Raw genomic sequence first — 18713 nt, 5'->3', positions numbered from 1 at the left:
ATATTTACGTTGGTACAGCTTTATATGTATGTTGACTACCTATAAAATAAAGACAAGAAGAATCCTCATAGTTGAAAAAAATAGGAGATGACAATAAATGAAAGCCTGTGAACCTCTGACTATTTCATCTGAAAGCGGATACAATCTTCAAACTGATGAAAGTGTGCCCATTGCCCACGCTTGGAACATGATTGCGCGAGATCATAAGCAAGTGTTTGGCCGCGAACCATTGCTAACAGAAGTAGAGCCCTCGATCATTATCCGTTATGCGCAGGAAGGAGATAGCTGTCCGCATTGGCCAGAGGGCTATTGTCTGCGTTTTGTTGCTGGTAGCAAGGGAACGGTACTCCATATTATTGGCCGTGATGAATTAGGAATTATTTATGGACTGCTTCATTACAGCCGTTTCGCTCTGGGTGTGGAGCCGTTCTGGTTCTGGGCGGAGATTCTACCGCCTAAGCGGGATACCATAGTTTTGCCGAGTCAGAATGTTGACAGTATACCGTCCAAGGTCCGATATCGGGGATGGTTTGTCAATGATGAGGTATGCTTGATTGGCTGGAAGGATGATTATCCACCGACGGAGCAGGTGTGGCAGCCCGTTTTTGAAGCGTTACTGCGCTGTGGTGGAAATATGGTGATTCCCGGAACCGATTTACCACGCACAGGTATCCATCATAAGCTTGCAGCAGACATGGGTTTATGGATCACACATCATCATGCTGAACCGTTGGGGGCGGAGATGTTTTTGCGCGCCTTTCCGGGTAAACAAGCTAGCTACAGAGAGCATCCCGAGTTGTTTGAACAGCTGTGGCAGGAAGCGATTGAACGGCAAAAGGAAGAGAAGATTGTATGGGTATTATCTTTTCGCGGGCAGGGTGACAAGCCTTTTTGGGAAGATGATCCTTCCTTTAATACGCCGGACAAACGTGGACAATTAATCTCGTATGTGGTTCGCAAGCAGTACCATATGATCTGTGAATTTGTGGAGCATCCTGTGTGTTGTATGGCGATGTATGGTGAGATTGCCGAGTTATATAAGCAGGGACATATTGAAGTACCCGAAGGGGTGATCAAAATATGGGCGGACAATGGTTACGGTAAAATGGTATCTCGGCGCCATGGGAATCTTAATTATCGTGTGCCAGCATTGCCTGAGGCGCAGGATGGGGGCAAGAATGGAGTATATTACCATGTGACCTTCCACGACTTGCAAGCGTCGAACCATCTTACCCAATTTCCCTCCTCAGCCAGCTTGATTGTAGAGGAATTAACTTCAGCATTTACTGCAGGGGCGGACGAGTACCTGCTGGTCAATTCAGGTAATATTTTGCCACATGTATATACGCTGGATTTAGTAGCAAATTTATGGACGAAGGGTGAAGTGGATGCTGAAGAGCAGCTTACTGATTTTATCGGGCGGCTGTACAGTAGTCAGCTTCAAGAGATTTCCCAATTATACCGGGATTATTCCCGCTGCACGATCGTTTATGGCCCGCACAAGGATGATCGAGCAGGGGAGGAGTTTTATCACCATCCGGCTCGGCAGATTATGGGGTATTGGCTACAAGGCAAAGAAGGCAGTGATGAACGACTGTACTGGGCTACTGGAAAAAGGCCTTTTCCTGAACAGGTACGCTGGTTCAAGGAAAAAGCCGAGTCGGCAATCCCGGACTGGGTTGAACTGCGAGAGCGGTGTCTACGAATCATGAAGCAGTTGTCAGAAGATGAATGTCGAAGGCTGTATAATCAACTGCTTGTGCAGATTGAACTGCATCTAAGTGGCTCACGTGGACTGGCAAGCTTATGTAGCGCTTATGGGCTGTTCCTTGAAAAAGATTATCCACGAGCATTTATACAAGCTTCTCATGCCGTTTGGAGCTACCGAATGGGTAAAGAAGCTTTATCGCTCGCAGGAACTGGAAGATGGGAGCATTTCTACCGGGCAGATTGGTTAACCAATCTAGATAACACTATTTCTCATGCGGACACTGTGCGGAGATTTCTTCGTCTTCAGGGAGACAGTCCGGATATGTTCCTGTGGTCCAAACAATATTTAATGCCTGAAACAGAGAAATATATCTACCTAGAGAATACGCATCGCAAGCCCCTTCCCGATGATGAGTTGGCACGCAGTCTGGAGAAGGTATTATATTAAAAAGGAAGGCATGTAGCATAAGAAGCAACAGCGTCTGCCTGCAACCTTTCCAGCTTATACTACGTCAATGAAGTTGTTAATGGCCAAGCGGCCTAATTCAACTACAAGGTGGAACTTAACATGAGTATGAGAAAAAGTGCATTCGCAGCCATTACAACTGTAGCCATTTTGTCCTTCTCCATTGGAGGTCAAATGTCTGCGGCAGACAGTCAATTCAAGGATTTGAACAACGTAAGCGGCAAAGAAAAAATCATATCCCTTAAAGATCAGGGTCTACTCAAAGGTGTCTCTGACACGCAGTTTCTTCCGTCATCTAAAGTGACCGCTGCCCAAGGCATTCAGTTGATCTCCGGCGGACTCCAGCTCAGTTTGGCCGCGATTGATTTTAATAAAGCGCCACAGGCCAGTGGACTGTTCACCCATGTTAGGGATACCGCATGGTACGCTGAAGCTTTTATCAACGCTCATTATAATGGTGTGGTTATTCCAAAGGATATTGATCCTGCCAAAGCTCTGACTAAGGAACAGTTCACCCACATGCTGATTCAGGGCATGGAAAAAGCAGGCGCTCTTCCGATGATTAAAATCGCACCTGCGAATATTGCGGATGACAGCGAACTGGAGCCTTCTTACCAAGGTAGCATTCAACGCTCGCTAGTCTACAAGGTCAATACCTTGGATGCAAATGAAAAGTTTCATCCAAAAAAAGAGATTACACGTGCCGAAGCTGCTGTTATGTTATATAATGCATTGGAATACCTGAATGCTCATACAAAATCGTAATAAATACAGCAATAAAGAGCTTTTCTTCTGAGGGAATTAAGCTTTCAGTTACTTGACATCATTATCGTTAATGTTATAATAAGGAAATCGAATTTAGACCTGCGGTAGCTGATTACCGTAAGGATATTTTCCTGGTCCTTCGGCATATAACACAGGTAACGAATAAATAAGCTGGCTCCGGATGAGGAGTTCAGCTTATTTTTTTGGATCAAAAAGCTTACCGTTTTCACAGATCTACATATTGAGAGGAGACAGGGGTATGTTTGGGAATGACTGGGATGATGTACTACGAGAAGAGGTCGAAAAGCCATACTTTAATGAATTAAGGTATACGTTAGCCCGAGAGTACAAGTTACATAAGGTATATCCTCCAAAAGAAGACTTGTTTTCCGCACTTAAATTAACGCCATTTCATCTGACCAAAGCGGTTATATTGGGACAGGATCCATATCATGGAGAGGGACAAGCTCACGGTTTGAGCTTTTCTGTTAGACCTGGTGTGCGAACACCGCCATCTCTACTAAATATATATAAGGAGCTTCGCGATGATATCGGTACTCCCATTCCGAATCAGGGATACCTCGTTCCTTGGGCTGAGCAAGGTGTGCTGCTGCTAAACAACGTGTTAACCGTACGTGAAGGACAACCGCAATCTCACCAGGGAATAGGTTGGGAACGTTTCACGGATGCTGTCATTGAAGCGATTAATGAGCGCGAGCAGCCAGCAGTGTTTATTTTGTGGGGGAGCCATGCTCAGAAAAAAGCAAGCTTCGTGAATACCAGCAAGCATTTGGTGCTGAAATCCGTTCATCCGAGTCCATTGGCGGCTCACAGAGGCTTTTTTGGCAGCAAGCCTTTTTCGCGTACCAATGCATTTTTGCAGGAGCATGGAATGGAGCCGATTCGGTGGGAGATTCCTAACCGCTAGCACTGGAGGTGAGGACATGCGTCAATGGAAGGGACGTCAGGTCATTTTATATCACGGCAACAACGATCATACCCAGAAGGTGCGCGGCACGCTTGAAAAATGGGATGATATACGAAAGTGCGTTATTTTAGGCCCGAAAATGCTGGCTATTCCTTTTGAAAATATTACGTATATTACCATGCTACCTCCGGGGCGTGAGCGTAGAAGCCGCCATCCGGCGAAGCTCAACGCTATCGGTTATGTAATGAGTGTTCCGTTGCAGTTTGATAATGCCATTCATTTTCAGTCGGCGGTGACGATTTGGAGAGAAGATCAGCTGATTGCTTATAATGTAAAGCTGGTTAGTCACTCGGCACACAATGTAATCCTTGAAGATGGACAAACCTTATCTAAAGAAGAGCATTTGTTTGTGGTAAGGTCACTGCGTGGAGAACTTTAACTGTAATTATTCACCTTTTTTTGATGAAGGGTTCAATTTAGTAAGCTGCTAACCGATAAAAGTAATGGGATTGTTAATTATATCCTATTTTATAGAGATGAAACTAAGGGAGAGAAACGAATGGAGCGTATGAAACGTATGAGCAAACGGAGTACCTTCTTACTTGCTTTGCTGATGTTTGTATTTGCAGCATGGCCAGCGGGTTTGATCCGGGCTGAGGAGAGCACGACCTCCACGGTACAGTGGGACAGTCAAAATCCGACTACATTGAATCTGGGTGGAAGCCCCGCTCAATTAAAAGTGTGGTCATTGACTGAAAAGGGCAAAGAAGATGTTACCCAAAAGGCAGAATGGATCTCTGGGGATTCAAGCATTTTAAAGGTTGATAAGGGGCTCATTACTCCTGTGTCAAAAGGGCAGATTAAGGTTGTTGCCACATATGAGCAGCAAACGGTAAGTACAACGATTACAGTAAAATCGCCTTACAGCAAGCTGCAATTAAATCCGTCTAGTCCCATTAATTTGACGATTGGCGGAGAATCAAAGCAATTGACTGCTCAAGGTGTACTTACTGGAGGTGGGACGGAAAATGTATCCGGTATCGAATGGACTTCTTCGAATGCGGCTGTTGCTACCGTTGAAGATGGTCTTGTTCGTCCACTTGCCAAAGGCGTGACTTACATTAAAGCAAGCAAAGATGAACTTAAAGCACAAACGATTGTGTATGTGCGTTCTTCTTCTCAGGCGTTAGTATTGAGTGCAACTGGGGCCAAATCGGTCTTTCTGGGTAGCTCCCCAATTCAGGTTAGTGCAACCGATGTCAACCTGACTGGCGGCAAAACAGATGTAACCAACACGGCAGAATGGACTTCCTCCAATCCGCTGGTTGCCACAGTCGAGCAAGGTAAAATCACACCAATGGATGCAGGCAATTCGACGATTACAGCGTCCTATCACGGTTTGAGCAAGACTCTGAAGATTAATGTACTTCCAACGGTTGAAAAACTGGTTTCGAGCAAAGCCAGTCTGACTCTCGAAACAGGAGGCAAAACTTCTCTTCCGAGTATATCTGCTTATTTGGTCAATGGGGCAAAAAAAGCAGTTCAATCCGATGTAAAATGGAGCTTAAGCAGTGAAAGTGCAGTTAAAATAGCAAATGGTAAGCTAGTTGCAGTGAACCCAGGCAGTGCAACATTGACAGCAACGGTAGGTGCACTCAAACTGGATATTCCAGTGACTGTGCAATACAAAGTACTTAAACTAACCGCTTCAGAGAAAAAATACGTATTGGTTGCAGGCCAAGAAGCAAGTATTCCGACAGTAAAAGCACACATGGCTGGTGGCGGAATCCTTGATGTTACCAATCAGGTAAGCTGGGTAGGTACAACAGCCGCAGTTACAGTAGCAAATGGTAAAGTAAAAGCGGTGAATGGCGGTAACTCTGGAATCAAGGCTATGTATATGAACAAATATGTGAAAGTACCTGTCATTGTGGAAGGAGCCATTTCTACATTGACACCAAGCTTTTCGAGTGCTGATATGAATTTGAAAGGAAGTAAGTCCATCAAAGTCATCGGCATATATACGGAAGGTAAAAAAGCTACGCTAAGCAGTAAAGTGAAATGGACAACATCGAATGCTTCCGTAGCGATCGTAAAAGGCTCTTCTATTAAAGCCGTTGGAATTGGAAACGCAACGATTACGGGCACATATCAGGATAAGTCGTTTAACGTTGAGATCAAGGTCACACCTAAGCTGCTCAAACTGGTATTGAGCAATAAAAACCTGAAATTGCCTAAAGGCTCCTCTCAAGTGCTTAGTGTGAATGCAGTTTATGATTCAGGTGCAACTACCAATGTGACAAGCTCAGCGGTATGGACATCTTCCAAACCGTCGATCGTACAGGTTACTGGCGGTCAGGTGAAGGCGATTGATACCGGAAGTTCCAGTATCAAAGTAGTTTATGGTGGTAAGACTGTAGCGACATCGGCTAGAGTGTTAAAATAGTCTACGCATATTGCCACATCCACTTATACAAAATAACCCCCGGTCCAAAGACCGGGGGTTATTTTCAGCTTATTCTACGCCGTCCTGATAATGATTTTTCCAGTGCTTATCGCCTTTGTGTGCGAAGTCTTCAACTGTCTTTTCCAAAGTAGCTACCAGTTGGGCTTTAATCTCAGAAATTGTGTCTCGGAACAGTCTTTCTTCCGTACCATTAATTTTTTCACCATATAGAGCCTGAGCGGCTATAAATTGACGATGTTGCTCCACAAAACTGTCAATCGAATGCAATGCATGCTCCACGTATTGGGAGATGCTATGATGCTCGTTAGGCAGTTGCAATTTTAATTCATGAACTCTGTTTAATAATGCCATGATGATCACCTCGTGCGTTTTGTTATGTCAATAATTATACATCATTTTCGGAAAACTTTCATTAAATTTTGATTAAAATGTGACTTTTATTATGTCATGATTTCATTTTCACTGGTGATCAGGCATAATTTTTGGAATTATTTCGTTATTTCCTTTGTGTCGTGATTTTAAAATTTAATATATATGATACGAAGATGATATAGGAGCAAGCTGCGACAGCTGTCTTTCTGACATGTTATAATGGGGAAAAAGCCCAGTCGGAAAGGTTGTCAGTAAGGTATGAAGCTTTTTAAAGGTTTATTTTGGGGGATTCTGATCAGTCTTCTCCTGTGGTGTGCTTTGTTCGGGCTTGTCCACTGGATGTCTCATTAAGTCGCTTCCTGTATCTTATACAATAACTCTTGCGACCGTATCCACGTCATTAACGGAAATCGTATATACGTGTTCGTCATCGTAGAGCTTGAATTGCTGAGTTTCTTGGTCAGATAGGAGCTTAGGCCAGCCAATTAAGGTACTTCCATTCAGTAACCGGACTACAACGGCTTGCATTTGGCTCACGGCCAGTTTGATCTCATCGTTCATTCGTACAACCTCCTTTCTATACTATTTGTCGTCGAATATTCAACCTTTTTTTATAGTCAGTAAGGGGTTACAAAAAATAAAATCCGGGGATTACCTTAGTTGAAGGTATCTACTGGAATAGCTTGAAGGGAAGAGGGAAATTGAAGAAAAAATTGCTAAGTTTTATAGCTTTAGTACTGCTAGCTGCGGGCGCGTACTGGTTTGAAGGAGGCAATCTTCTTACGAAAACGACAGGAGAGAACCCGCCTTCATCGGCTCAGGTTACGCTGCAATTCCCGTCAGGTCGTTACCCTGAAACGGCGCAGCATATTAAGGAAGCCATTCAGGCGGGGAAATCACCGGTATGCACAATTGACCGTGAAGGAGCCGAGCAAAATCGCAAGCATTCGCTTGCAGGTGTTCCCACTCGTAAAGGATACGATCGTGACGAATGGCCGATGGCTATGTGCTCAGAAGGTGGCAAAGGTGCAAATATCAAATACATAGCCCCTAAGGATAATCGTGGGGCAGGATCATGGGTCAGTCACCAATTGGATGAGTATGAGGATGGAACTCGTGTGAAATTTGTTGTGAAATAGTGCTATTACTTTTTATTACCTTGGGCTGTTTCCTGTCTGGCCTTAATCAACGCCAGAAAATCAAAAAAATCACCTAGTGTATTGAAGCCGGCACCTAAAATGGCCAAGTCTTCAGCGGATAGTTGGTTAAACCATTCCATTTGCTTAGCATCAAACATATTATCACCGCCAACCATTGATAATGTATAGTATGTACTGACGGCAACGAAGGTCAGGGCTCTGGCATACCATTTAAGTATGCCTGTTTTTTGTGCAGAGGATGTGTAGAACTCATGTTTAAATTTAATTTTTATACTAAAATCGTTTCCATCGTTATCGTATTGCTTATACCTGTGCTGATCCTGTATGTCTATTCTAATCAGACAACAACAGGCGTATTACGTGAGGAGCTGAATCAATCTAATTATAATCAGCTGACTTTTTTTCAAAACCAGGTGAATACGAATATTGAAATGATTTCCTCCTGGCCGCATCTGCTGATTCATGATCCCGATGTAGCCAGTTTTCAAGCGATTTTTTTGAAGGACAAGGTTCTCAATCTGGATGGAATTAACCTTGTCAAACGGATTCAAATCAAGCTTGGGCTTCAGGAAAGCTCTTCTAATTGGAGAACCGGGCTGAGTATCTATTCTCCTTCGCTTGGACGGGTTGTATCGGAGAATGGAGCAGGTTTATATGACCAGAAAAAACTAAATCAGCTGATAAAAGACGGCTGGCAGGTATCCAAAAAAAGATCATACGGGAAAGACCAATTTATATTTTCATTGTATACATTATCCCCGTTTTCTTCGCTTGGTAATCCAGAAACCGCTAACACGATTATTAAAGTTGAATTTGACAGCAGTAATATTCAGGATATGCTTGACCGCTTCAAAGGTGATGGTCGAAAGGAGCCTTTTTATTATAAAAAAGGCGTAGGAGCGATCTATAATCGTACTGCCAATGAAGAGCTGTCTGGACAGCTGATTTCAAAATTAGAAAAAATGGGGCTCCATGAAGTTGATAATCTGACTGTGAAAATTGGAGAAGAAAGCTACCTGGTTCATGCCGTTCTTTCGCAAACGACGGGGTGGTATTTGATTGATTATATGCCTTTGTCCGATATGATGTCTCCGATTTACTCATCGAATCGACTGTTTTATATAACTGTTGTTGGCTCGCTGCTGGTAGGCTTGATTGGCGCTTACTTGCTTCATTCACAGGTACAAGTGCCGATTCTTCAGCTTGTGCGGGCATTTCGGAGACTAAAGGATGGAGACTATGCTGTTCGATTAAGTCTAAGAGGGAGTCACGAGTTTGCTTTCCTGTCTAGTCAATTTAATCTGATGGTCGAACAGATTCAGGAGCTATTTGAGAAGGTGTATGTTGAGCAGCTGCATGTCAAGGAAGCGCGACTAAAGCAGCTACAGTCACAAATCAATCCGCATTTTTTTTATAATTGTTTTTCGTTTATTACAAGTATGGCGAAGCTGCGCAATCATGAGGCGGTCGTGGCCATGGCTCATAATTTATCCAGGTATTATCGATATACAACAAGACAGGAGCGGGATTTGGTTCCATTGTCAGAGGAAGTCGAATTTGTTCAATATTATTTGAACATACAGCAGATGCGTATGCCAAGGCTAACGTTCTTAATTCATGTTTCTTCACAGGCTAGCAGTCTGCTGATTCCGCCGCTTGTAGTGCAGCCACTGGTGGAAAATGCGGTGCTGCATGGGATAGAGCCTCAAGCGGAGGATGGTGTAATTCATATTTTAACCGAGCGTGTTGGCTCGTATATGTACCTGATTGTGGATGATAACGGACTCGGTTTGAGTAGAGAGGCTATAACTGCCCTGACATCAACGCTTGACAAGCCAGTGGAAGAGGAACATGGATATGGTCTATGGAATGTGCATCAACGCATGCGATTACATTTTGGGGAAGATGCAGGACTGGAATTCTCTTTGTCTCCATTGGGAGGATTGCGTGCAGTTTTAAAATGGTCGATCTCAACAGAAGGAGAGCATGCGAATGGTTTAATTGAGCCTTCGCCAAATTCGAATATAGTTAAAACGGAGGGAACAGATGGTTCAGATATTACTAGTAGATGATGAGAGTTATGTAACAGAAAGTCTGGCAGCTACCATTCCGTGGGAGACGCTAGGCATCGAGAGGGTTCATCAAGCGGCTTCCGCATTAGCAGCAGTGGATGTGCTGGAAGCGTACGATATTGATATTCTGGTTACGGATATTCGTATGCCTGGTATGACGGGACTGGAGTTGATTGTTGAAGTAAACGAGCGATGGCCGCATATCCGAAGTTTGTTACTGACAGGCTATGCCGATTTTGAATATGCTAAAAAAGCGCTTCAGCTTAAGGCTTTTGATTACATTTTAAAGCCGGTGGATGATGAAGAGTTTATCAAATGTGTGTCAGCCGCCATGGATTCGCTAAAGGAAGAATGGGAAGCATTTGACAAGGTTCATCAATTACAATATAGCCGCAGAAACGATTTTGGTGTACTGCGGACCCATTTGATGCATGATTTACTACTCGGGCGTGATTTACCAGTACCCAAAATAGAGAGCAAAATGTCCGAGTACGAAATCAAGCTACGCACGGGACATCCTGCCAGTATGCTGCTTATTCAGCTAGGAAAGCATTTTTCTGATATGGACTATCATTCAGTCTCCTTAATTGAGTATGCGATTGGAAATATTGCCGAAGAAGTGTTCGCACCTGATTTTCACGTTTGGCATTGCAAAGCGCCGCATGACTGCTTAATTGTATTAATAGAAGGGAATTGGAATTCATTCCCTGAACGGAGCGCGGATGAGCAGAATCGTTTTTTGAGTGCGGCGATTGAGACCTTTCGAAAAAATGTGAGCAATTACTTGAAAGGGGAAATTTACGTTGCATTGACCGGATGGTTTAAGTTTCCAGAGGAGCTACCTAAGCTATATCAGAAAGCGATTAGATCCTTATACTGGAACCATCAGGAGGAGACGGATACACTGCTATTCATAGAAGAACAGACAGAACAGCCACACAGCTCAGTTAAGTCACTGGAGGGGCTTTATATGCACCCAACGCTTACTCATCTGCTTGAATCCAGGCAATGGGACGAGGCAGAAGCGAAAGTGAGCCGTGTATTTGGAAAAATGGAAGAGGTGGGATATACACGCGAGCATTTATATGAGCTGTTTATTTCGGTGACGAGCGCCTTTATGTATACAGCGCACAAACAAGGACGTTTCATTACACAGATGGATCAAGTAGGCTTCGATCCGTTACATGCGCAGAAAATGGTTCATTCGTTCCCCCACCTCAAAGAGTGGATATTTTCCATGATGAACAAACTTAAATCTGAATGGTCCGCAAGCGAGCAAAGCGCTAAAAGCTATGTGGTCAAGCAGGTTCAGGAGCTCATCTCCCAGGATAAAGGCCAGGAGCTGTCTGTTAAGACGATTGCTGATCAGGTTTATCTTCATCCAGTCTATCTGTCTAAAATTTATAAAGCTGAAACCGGAGAAGGTTTGGGTGACTATATTATCCGAATGAGAATGGAGCGGGCTCTTTATTTGCTCAAATATTCCAACAAAAAAATATACGAAATTACGACGGAACTAGGCTACCAGAATCCCCAATATTTCAGTAAGATGTTCAAAAAGCATTACGGAATGACTCCGCATGAATTTCGGGACCAGTAAAGATGGGACCAGTAAGGACGAAACCAGCAAAGATCAGTTGGGAAAGGTGCAGAAATATTTATTTTGTGACATAGGCTGTGAAGAAAAGCCCTCTTATAATAAAAGAGTAGAAAATGATTTTTAGAGGGGGAACAATATGCGAGTTCATTCGAAGAAAAAGCTGTTGTCGTTGCTCGCCGCAACTATGGTATTAGGAGTGGGCCTTGTGGGCTGCTCAGGTACGGGGAATGATGGAAATGCGGACAGCACAGCTAAAACTGAAAACGTATACAAAGAAAAATACAATCCAGAAGTCACAATTTCCACGGTATGGGGTGTAGATCCCGCCTTAAAATTTAAAAATGGTGAATCTATCGAAAATAACATTGCGACCAAATGGGCTAAAGAGAAATTCGGTATTAATATCAAATCACTCTGGTCCGTCACGGATACGAATGGCGCATTTGCTACAAAGCTGCGTTTGGCTATGTCCTCCGGTCAGGAGATGCCGGACGTCGTTGTACTGGGGACGGAGAATGAGCAACTGGCACAAGACATGATCGATTCTGGTATGTTTGCAGAGGTGGGTCCGTTGTTTGACAAGTACGCTTCGGATTCCTGGAAGCAGGCGATGAATCAGGATACAAACGTATGGAATCAGTATAGCCGAGATGGCAAAAAAATGGGTATTCCTGTGCTTGATTTCGCCTATAACCATGATTATGTATTGTGGGTACGACAAGATTGGTTGGATAAGCTGGGTATGAAGGCTCCAGAGACGATGGATGATCTGGAAAAAGTGATGGATGCTTTTAAAAATAAAAATCCGGACGGACTGGCTCCGAACAAAGTGATTCCGCTCAGCATCGGTTTTAAAACATCCATGAACACTTGGATGGGTGACCCATCCTGGATTTTCGGGGCATATGGCACTCTACCTCAGCAGTGGAACAAAGGCACAAATGGCAGTTTGGAATATGGCTCCGTGCAGCCTGGCATGAAGCCGGGTTTGCAAAAGCTGAGCGAGTGGCTCAAAAAGGGATATATTCCTCAGGAAGCAGCATTGTGGGATGAAAATAAAACGTCAGAACCTACAGTCGCAGGAACAGCCGGTATGATTCCTGGACCATATTGGATGAGCGGCTGGCCGCTTCAGGATACAGTCAAAAATGCGCCGGGTGCCGTGTGGAAGCCGATCAAGATTCCAGCGGGTCCTGACAATAAAGCCATGCGTCACGGAACGCAATATACCAATGGTGTTGTATTAATCAACAAACAAATGCAGCATCCTGAAGCTTTTTTCACTTATCAAAATTATTTGTTTGACCATTATGCTAATGCCAAACAAGACGGCGATTTGTCGAATGGGCTGTTTAAGGGCTACGATTATGATTTGGATGCGGGCGGAAAGCTAATGTCTATCGATAAAATACCAGGCGGTTATGTAAACTCTTTTCGTTATTTGCTGGTTCGTGATGGTGCGCGTATACCTGATGCCCAAATGAAGGCTTTGTTAAGTTTAGCTAACGGCGCAGAACCGAAGACCCGTCTGGAGAAAGATGTAATGGTGAACTACGGGAAAGATACTCCCGCAGCTGCCAAAGTGCTTATGGAACAGAAGGATATCTCCATGAAAGATCAGTTCACAGGCCCTACTACGCCAACCATGAAGGCTAAAAAGGACTATCTGGATAAGATTGAAAGTCAGACCTTCAATGAAATTATTTATGGCAAGCAGCCGATCTCTGCTTTTGATACCTTTGTACAGACGTGGAAAACAGCTGGTGGCGAACAAATTACAAATGAAGTAAACGAATGGTATAAAAGCGTCGAAAAGTAAAAACCAATGATGTTGTAACAGAGTAGGAGGGCTGTCCCGAGGTGGGCAGCCTTTTTACTACAGCTTCACCCGTATCGAGTGGAAATGAATGCGCTATCATTGCGTGTTTGAAAAAAAGTTTTATTCGTTTGGCGAGCTTGAAAAATGATTGCTTTTGTGCCATGTATGTTGGTTTTTTGAACTGTTGGGACAGCGAAAACGCTTTTATAATTGAAGTATACCATGAGAGTTACAGGAGGAACTGCAATGAGAAGTCTGCAACGTACGTGGCCATTTCATATCATGCTGCTGCCAGCCATCATTTTCTTAATTGTATTCAGCTACATTCCGATGGGCGGCATCGTGATGGCCTTTCAAAATTACAAGCCTTGGCTAGGCATAACTGGTTCCGAGTGGGTTGGACTGGATAACTTCCGCTTTTTGTTTCAACGGGAGGACAGTCTACAAGTCGTCTGGAATACGCTGATTATTGCTGTGTTAAAGATGTTTTTCAATCTGGTGGTTCCGTTTGTTTTTGCTATACTGCTGAATGAAATTCGTAAGGTCGGACTACAGCGATCCATTCAGACACTGGTTTATCTGCCACACTTTCTGTCGTGGGTCATCTTGGGCGGAATTCTGATTGACCTGTTGGCTTCAGATGGATTTATGAACCGTATTCTCGGTAGTTTCGGGATCCAGCCTATCTTTTTTCTGGGAGATAATAACTGGTTTCGGTTTACTGTCATTGTATCGGATATATGGAAGGAGTTCGGCTACAACACCATCGTATTTCTTGCCGCACTGGCGGGAATTAATCCTTCGTTGTATGAGGCTTCTGAAATGGATGGAGCGAGCCGCTGGAGACAGACGCTGCACATCACTGTACCTTCGTTAATTCCGATGGTAGTCGTTGTTGGAACGCTTGCACTTGGCAATGTACTGAACGCTGGTTTTGACCAGATTTTCAACCTTTATAATCCGCTGGTTTACCAAAAAGGCGATATTATTGATACATTCGTCTACCGGACAGCGTTAATCAATGGGGAAATGGGCTTTGCTACTGCAATCGGGTTGTTCAAATCCGTTATCAGTATGATTCTCATTCTGATATCTTATCGACTTGCTCACAAATGGGCAGGTTACCGCATATTTTGATTCCACGAGGCTGAAAGAGGGAGAGTCATGTATCATAAAACAACGCCATACCGCATCTTTAATGTGTTTAATATTTGCTTGCTTGTGATTTTGTCCATCATGTGTATCGTTCCGCTGATTCATGTGTTAGCGGTATCATTTAGTGCTAAATCAGCTGCAGATGCCAATCTGGTTGGACTGTGGCCGGTACAATTTTCATTAGAAGCCTATAAGAAGACGATGAATAACCCGATTTTTCTGCACTCCATCTGGATTTCTGTCTGTCGGACTGTATTGGGAACCGGCTTAACACTGCTTATTACCTTTTTAGCTGCTTATCCACTTTCAAAGGAAACATCTGTGTTCCGTAGCCGAAACGTATATTCATGGTTGTTCGTATTCAGCATGATTTTTAACGGTGGTCTGGTTCCATTCTATATGGTTATTCAAAAGATCCACCTCATGGACAGCTTCTGGGTACTTGTTTTGCCAGGAGCGGTCAACACATTTCTGATCATCCTTATGTTGAACTTTTTTAGAGGAATTCCCAAAGAGATGGAAGAGGCCGCATTGATCGACGGAGCAGGACATTTTCGGACATTGTTTAGTATCTTTTTACCGATATCCATGCCTTCCATTGCGACGATTGCGCTGTTTAGTATGGTATTTCATTGGAACTCCTGGTTTGATGGTCTGCTCTATTTGAGCAATGCAAAGGATTATCCGCTGGCGACGTTCCTACAAACTGTAATTATTCAGAAGGACATGAGTTCCATGAGCATGAGTCCGAAAGAGATGGAATTACTTTCTCAAACGACGGTTAATGCTGCGCAAATTTTCATTGGTGCAGCGCCTATTCTCATTGTATATCCATTTTTACAAAAGTATTTTGTTAAAGGTATGACGCTAGGTTCCGTCAAAGAGTAACAGAATTAATTGAAGGAGATGATTTGTAGTGACGAAGCAAAACATAATCAAGTACCCTCCCATTAGTGAGCGAGTTCCACGTATGCTGCATGGAGCGGACTATAACCCGGAGCAATGGCAGCATTACCCTGAGGTGTTAGCGGAGGATATCCGTCTAATGAAACTAGCCAAATGTAACGTGATGTCTGTCGGTATTTTCTCATGGGTTTCATTGGAGCCTGAGGAAGGCGTATTTACGTTTGAGTGGCTGGATCGTATTCTGGATTCGTTTGCTGAGAACGGAATCTATGCATTTTTGGCCACTCCTAGTGGAGCAAGACCAGCCTGGATGTCACAAAAATATCCTGAGGTGCTGCGTGTGGAGGCTAACCGTGTCCGTAATCTGCACGGGTTTCGCCATAATCACTGTGCTACGTCGCCTGTTTACCGGGAAAAAGTACGTATCATGAATACGAAGCTAGCCGAGCGTTATGCTAACCATCCGGCTGTTATTGGCTGGCATATTTCCAATGAATTTGGTGGAGATTGCCACTGTGATTATTGTCAGGAGGCATTTCGCGCTTGGGTCCAGGATAAATATGGTACGCTGGACAAGCTTAATCACGCATGGTGGACGACCTTTTGGAGTCATACAGTTACAGATTGGAGCCAAATTGAGTCTCCGGCACCTCATGGTGAGACACAGGTTCATGCTATGAATTTGGACTGGAGACGGTTTGTGACCGATCAGACCGCAGATTTTATCAAACATGAGATTGTGCCGCTCAAGGCTGCAAATCCAGCCATTCCGGTCACAACCAATTTAATGGAGTTTTTTGAAGGATTGAATTACTGGAAGTTTGCTGATCTGCTCGATGTTATATCCTGGGATAGTTACCCGACGTGGCATGACCGTGAGGGAGATGATAGCCGTCAAGCTGCGAAAGTGGCTATGATGCACGATATTATTCGTTCAATCAAGGGAGGCAAGCCTTGGATGCTCATGGAGAGTACGCCGAGTTTGACAAACTGGCAAGACGTCAGCAAGCTGAAGCGGCCGGGAATGCATCTGCTATCGTCTTTACAGGCTGTAGCACACGGGTCAGACACCGTTCAATATTTTCAGTGGCGGAAAAGTCGGGGTTCGAGTGAAAAGCTGCACGGTGCGGTCGTCGATCATGTCGGACATGAGCACACTCGGGTATTCGGGGATGTGACCCATGTCGGTAATGCGCTGGAAAAACTGGAGGAGGTTATCGGTACATCGGTACCGGCGGAGGCCGCAGTCATTTTTGACTGGGAGAACCGTTGGGGAATCAACGATTCACAGGGACCGCGGAACAAAGGTGTGAAATATGAGGAGACAGCTGAAGCGCATTATTTGGCACTTTGGGAGCAGGGTGTGCCTGTAGATGTCATTCATATGGATGCAGATTTCTCCAAATACAAACTTTTGGTAGCTCCGATGTTGTATATGGTCCGCAGTGGTGTGGGGGAGCGTATACAGAAATTTGTTGAAAATGGCGGCGTTTTCGTAGCAACCTATTGGTCTGGTATCGTAGATGAACATGATTTGTGCTTCCTTGGAGGCTTTCCGGGCCCGCTTCGTAAGACGCTGGGGATCTGGTCGGAAGAGATTGACGGATTGCATGATCATGATCGTAATCACATTTTGCCGGTTGAAGGCAATGAGCTGGATCTGCAAGGGGAGTATGAAGCTGTAGAATTGTGTGATCTCATTCATACGGAGGGTGCAGAGGTACTGGCTGTGTACGGCTCAGACTTTTATGCAGGACGTCCGGCTTTGACGGTGAACCGTTTGGGACAGGGAAAGGCTTATTACATCGCATCACGCAACATCGGACTATTTCACAGTCATTTTTACAGAAGTTTAATTGATGATGCAAGAATCAGTAAAGCACTCAATGTGAAGTTGCCTCATGGAGTGAATACGGCGATTCGTACCGATGGGGTTCATGATTATATTTTTATACTAAATTTCACGCATGAGCCGCAAAAGATTACGTTGGATGGACGAACTTATGCGGATATGCTTGAAAATCATGCGATAGAAGACGGTAGCGTTCAATTGGATGCCTACGCTGTTAAGGTTTTAAAGACAGAGCGCAATAAATAGAACATGATATTAAAGTGTGATCTCTGTCGTTTTCCCGAGTGAGGGAATTGGTAGGTTGGTCAGAGGCAATGAGAAGTATACAATTCGGATGGGAGATGACTTATGAAAACAGGTAACCGCACGATGGTATTTGCGATGTTGATCTTGCTATCCAGCTTATTGTATCCGTTCGGCTCTGTAGGGTTGGGTGCGGCTTCGGCCGCCCCTGCTTTCGCCAAAGGAGCAGATATAAGCTGGGTAGCAGGAATGGAAGCGCAAGGTATGACTTGGAAGGATAAAAAGGGTGTTCGTCGAGATATACTGCAAATTTTGCGAGATGACTATCAGATTAACTCGGTACGTATCCGTGTGTGGGTAAATCCTGACATGAAAGATTATGCAAGCGGATACATGAATGCCGAAAAGGCAGCAGAACTGGCGCAGCGAGCTAAAAAATTGGGTATGAGCGTTATGCTGACTCTACATTATAGTGATTCCTGGGCAGATCCAGGGCAACAGAACAAACCTTATGCGTGGCGCAATTTCACATTTACACAACTCATGGATGCAGTCTGGTCTCATACGGTCTATGTTATGAACACGATGAAAAGCAAGGGGGTAACACCGGACTGGGTGCAGATCGGTAATGAGACGAACAATGGAATGCTCTGGGAAGACGGCAAAGCTTCGGTGAACATGAAAAACTATGCCTGGCTCGTCAATACAGGTAATAATGCTGTAAAATCGGTAAGCAGCAGTACCAAAACGATCGTACATTTAGCCAACGGGGATAACGGTTCCGTGTTGAACTGGAATATCGGCGGACTGATTGATAATGGAGCTCAGTTTGACCTCATCGGGCTGTCTTTGTATCCGTCTCCTACTGACTGGCAGGGCAAGGTGGATCAGACGATTACCAATGCCAATAACCTAATTGCCAAATACGGTAAAGGCATTGTCATCAGTGAAATCGGGATGGAATATAACGAACCTGCAGCTTCCAAGGCATTTATTTCTGCAATCAAAACAAAGGTTCGGAACATTGGAGGCGGCAAGGGTACAGGGGTATTTTATTGGGAGCCGGCTGCAACCCCAGGTTATAATCAAGGTTATAACAAAGGTGCTTGGCAGGCTGACGGTAAACCAACCTCAGCTTTGGAAGGATTTATAAATTAAGAAGTACGTAAGAGTATATCAAAGAACCTCTAGTTCGCTT

The 18713-nt window shown here is 44.2% G+C and carries 16 protein-coding genes; 13 read left to right on the top strand and 3 right to left on the bottom strand.

Features of this window, described 5'->3' with window-relative positions:
* Positions 1-97 precede the first annotated feature (97 nt).
* From G9G54_RS09275 to G9G54_RS09255, 5 genes are all read left to right on the top strand, one after another.
* Positions 98-2158 (top strand): glycosyl hydrolase 115 family protein, encoded by a 2061-nt coding sequence (locus G9G54_RS09275; protein ID WP_165177456.1) that lies wholly within the window; start codon positions 98-100, stop codon positions 2156-2158.
* Between the two features lie 120 nt (positions 2159-2278).
* On the top strand, positions 2279-2941 hold the full coding sequence (locus tag G9G54_RS09270; RefSeq protein WP_165177454.1) for an S-layer homology domain-containing protein: 663 nt from the start codon (positions 2279-2281) through the stop codon (positions 2939-2941).
* Between the two features lie 259 nt (positions 2942-3200).
* Positions 3201-3869 carry a uracil-DNA glycosylase gene (locus G9G54_RS09265; RefSeq protein ID WP_013310967.1) on the top strand — a complete coding sequence of 223 codons (669 nt, stop codon included), beginning with the start codon at positions 3201-3203 and terminating at the stop codon, positions 3867-3869.
* A 16-nt stretch (positions 3870-3885) separates the two neighbouring features.
* Positions 3886-4308 (top strand): hypothetical protein, encoded by a 423-nt coding sequence (locus tag G9G54_RS09260; RefSeq protein WP_061828460.1) that lies wholly within the window; start codon positions 3886-3888, stop codon positions 4306-4308.
* A 120-nt stretch (positions 4309-4428) separates the two neighbouring features.
* The gene (locus tag G9G54_RS09255; RefSeq protein WP_165177452.1) at positions 4429-6315 is read left to right on the top strand and encodes an Ig-like domain-containing protein; all 1887 of its coding nucleotides are present in this window, start codon (positions 4429-4431) and stop codon (positions 6313-6315) included.
* 69 nt (positions 6316-6384) lie between these two features.
* Here G9G54_RS09255 and G9G54_RS09250 read toward each other — a convergent pair whose 3' ends face one another.
* Positions 6385-6687 (bottom strand): hypothetical protein, encoded by a 303-nt coding sequence (locus G9G54_RS09250; RefSeq protein ID WP_013310964.1) that lies wholly within the window; start codon positions 6685-6687, stop codon positions 6385-6387.
* Positions 6688-7074: 387 nt separating this feature from the next.
* On the bottom strand, positions 7075-7269 hold the full coding sequence (locus tag G9G54_RS09245; RefSeq protein WP_061828457.1) for a hypothetical protein: 195 nt from the start codon (positions 7267-7269) through the stop codon (positions 7075-7077).
* Positions 7270-7409: 140 nt separating this feature from the next.
* On the opposite strand from G9G54_RS09245, the gene G9G54_RS09240 reads away from it, so the two are divergent.
* A complete protein-coding gene (locus tag G9G54_RS09240) occupies positions 7410-7847 on the top strand; it encodes a NucA/NucB deoxyribonuclease domain-containing protein (RefSeq protein ID WP_165177450.1) in 438 nt (145 codons plus the stop codon).
* A 5-nt stretch (positions 7848-7852) separates the two neighbouring features.
* Here the strand turns inward: G9G54_RS09240 and G9G54_RS09235 are convergent, their stop codons facing one another.
* Positions 7853-8005: a hypothetical protein gene (locus G9G54_RS09235; protein WP_023989363.1), complete on the bottom strand. Its 153-nt coding sequence runs from the start codon at positions 8003-8005 to the stop codon at positions 7853-7855.
* A gap of 114 nt (positions 8006-8119) precedes the next feature.
* Between G9G54_RS09235 and G9G54_RS09230 the strand changes: the two genes are divergently transcribed.
* From G9G54_RS09230 to G9G54_RS09200, 7 genes are all read left to right on the top strand, one after another.
* On the top strand, positions 8120-9940 hold the full coding sequence (locus G9G54_RS09230) for a sensor histidine kinase (protein WP_165177448.1): 1821 nt from the start codon (positions 8120-8122) through the stop codon (positions 9938-9940).
* Entirely contained in the window at positions 9915-11540 is a 1626-nt protein-coding gene (locus G9G54_RS09225; RefSeq protein WP_165177446.1) for a response regulator transcription factor, read from the top strand. Before G9G54_RS09230 ends, G9G54_RS09225 begins: the two co-directional genes overlap by 26 nt.
* A 136-nt stretch (positions 11541-11676) precedes the next feature.
* On the top strand, positions 11677-13359 hold the full coding sequence (locus tag G9G54_RS09220; RefSeq protein WP_165177443.1) for an extracellular solute-binding protein: 1683 nt from the start codon (positions 11677-11679) through the stop codon (positions 13357-13359).
* A 246-nt stretch (positions 13360-13605) separates the two neighbouring features.
* Positions 13606-14496 carry an ABC transporter permease gene (locus tag G9G54_RS09215; RefSeq protein WP_165177441.1) on the top strand — a complete coding sequence of 297 codons (891 nt, stop codon included), beginning with the start codon at positions 13606-13608 and terminating at the stop codon, positions 14494-14496.
* Between the two features lie 27 nt (positions 14497-14523).
* Positions 14524-15402 carry a carbohydrate ABC transporter permease gene (locus tag G9G54_RS09210; protein ID WP_061828452.1) on the top strand — a complete coding sequence of 293 codons (879 nt, stop codon included), beginning with the start codon at positions 14524-14526 and terminating at the stop codon, positions 15400-15402.
* A gap of 28 nt (positions 15403-15430) precedes the next feature.
* A complete protein-coding gene (locus G9G54_RS09205; RefSeq protein WP_274597339.1) occupies positions 15431-17518 on the top strand; it encodes a beta-galactosidase in 2088 nt (695 codons plus the stop codon).
* A 102-nt stretch (positions 17519-17620) separates the two neighbouring features.
* Positions 17621-18673 carry a glycoside hydrolase family 53 protein gene (locus tag G9G54_RS09200; protein ID WP_165177439.1) on the top strand — a complete coding sequence of 351 codons (1053 nt, stop codon included), beginning with the start codon at positions 17621-17623 and terminating at the stop codon, positions 18671-18673.
* Positions 18674-18713: the final 40 nt, after the last annotated feature.

Origin of the sequence: Paenibacillus sp. EKM212P, assembly GCF_011066115.1 — a bacterium.
GTDB lineage: Bacteria > Bacillota > Bacilli > Paenibacillales > Paenibacillaceae > Paenibacillus > Paenibacillus polymyxa_B.
Note: the sequence above shows the minus strand (reverse complement) of the source record. Positions and strands in the feature narration are given on the sequence as shown.

Coding starts and splice junctions, on each gene's coding strand:
- G9G54_RS09275 (WP_165177456.1), top strand. CDS start 98: ATGAAAGCCTGTGAACCTCTGACTATTTCATCTGAAAGCGGATACAAT.
- G9G54_RS09270 (WP_165177454.1), top strand. CDS start 2,279: ATGAGTATGAGAAAAAGTGCATTCGCAGCCATTACAACTGTAGCCATT.
- G9G54_RS09265 (WP_013310967.1), top strand. CDS start 3,201: ATGTTTGGGAATGACTGGGATGATGTACTACGAGAAGAGGTCGAAAAG.
- G9G54_RS09260 (WP_061828460.1), top strand. CDS start 3,886: ATGCGTCAATGGAAGGGACGTCAGGTCATTTTATATCACGGCAACAAC.
- G9G54_RS09255 (WP_165177452.1), top strand. CDS start 4,429: ATGGAGCGTATGAAACGTATGAGCAAACGGAGTACCTTCTTACTTGCT.
- G9G54_RS09250 (WP_013310964.1), bottom strand. CDS start 6,687: ATGGCATTATTAAACAGAGTTCATGAATTAAAATTGCAACTGCCTAAC.
- G9G54_RS09245 (WP_061828457.1), bottom strand. CDS start 7,269: ATGAACGATGAGATCAAACTGGCCGTGAGCCAAATGCAAGCCGTTGTA.
- G9G54_RS09235 (WP_023989363.1), bottom strand. CDS start 8,005: ATGTTTGATGCTAAGCAAATGGAATGGTTTAACCAACTATCCGCTGAA.
- G9G54_RS09230 (WP_165177448.1), top strand. CDS start 8,120: ATGTTTAAATTTAATTTTTATACTAAAATCGTTTCCATCGTTATCGTA.
- G9G54_RS09225 (WP_165177446.1), top strand. CDS start 9,915: ATGGTTCAGATATTACTAGTAGATGATGAGAGTTATGTAACAGAAAGT.
- G9G54_RS09220 (WP_165177443.1), top strand. CDS start 11,677: ATGCGAGTTCATTCGAAGAAAAAGCTGTTGTCGTTGCTCGCCGCAACT.
- G9G54_RS09215 (WP_165177441.1), top strand. CDS start 13,606: ATGAGAAGTCTGCAACGTACGTGGCCATTTCATATCATGCTGCTGCCA.
- G9G54_RS09210 (WP_061828452.1), top strand. CDS start 14,524: ATGTATCATAAAACAACGCCATACCGCATCTTTAATGTGTTTAATATT.
- G9G54_RS09200 (WP_165177439.1), top strand. CDS start 17,621: ATGAAAACAGGTAACCGCACGATGGTATTTGCGATGTTGATCTTGCTA.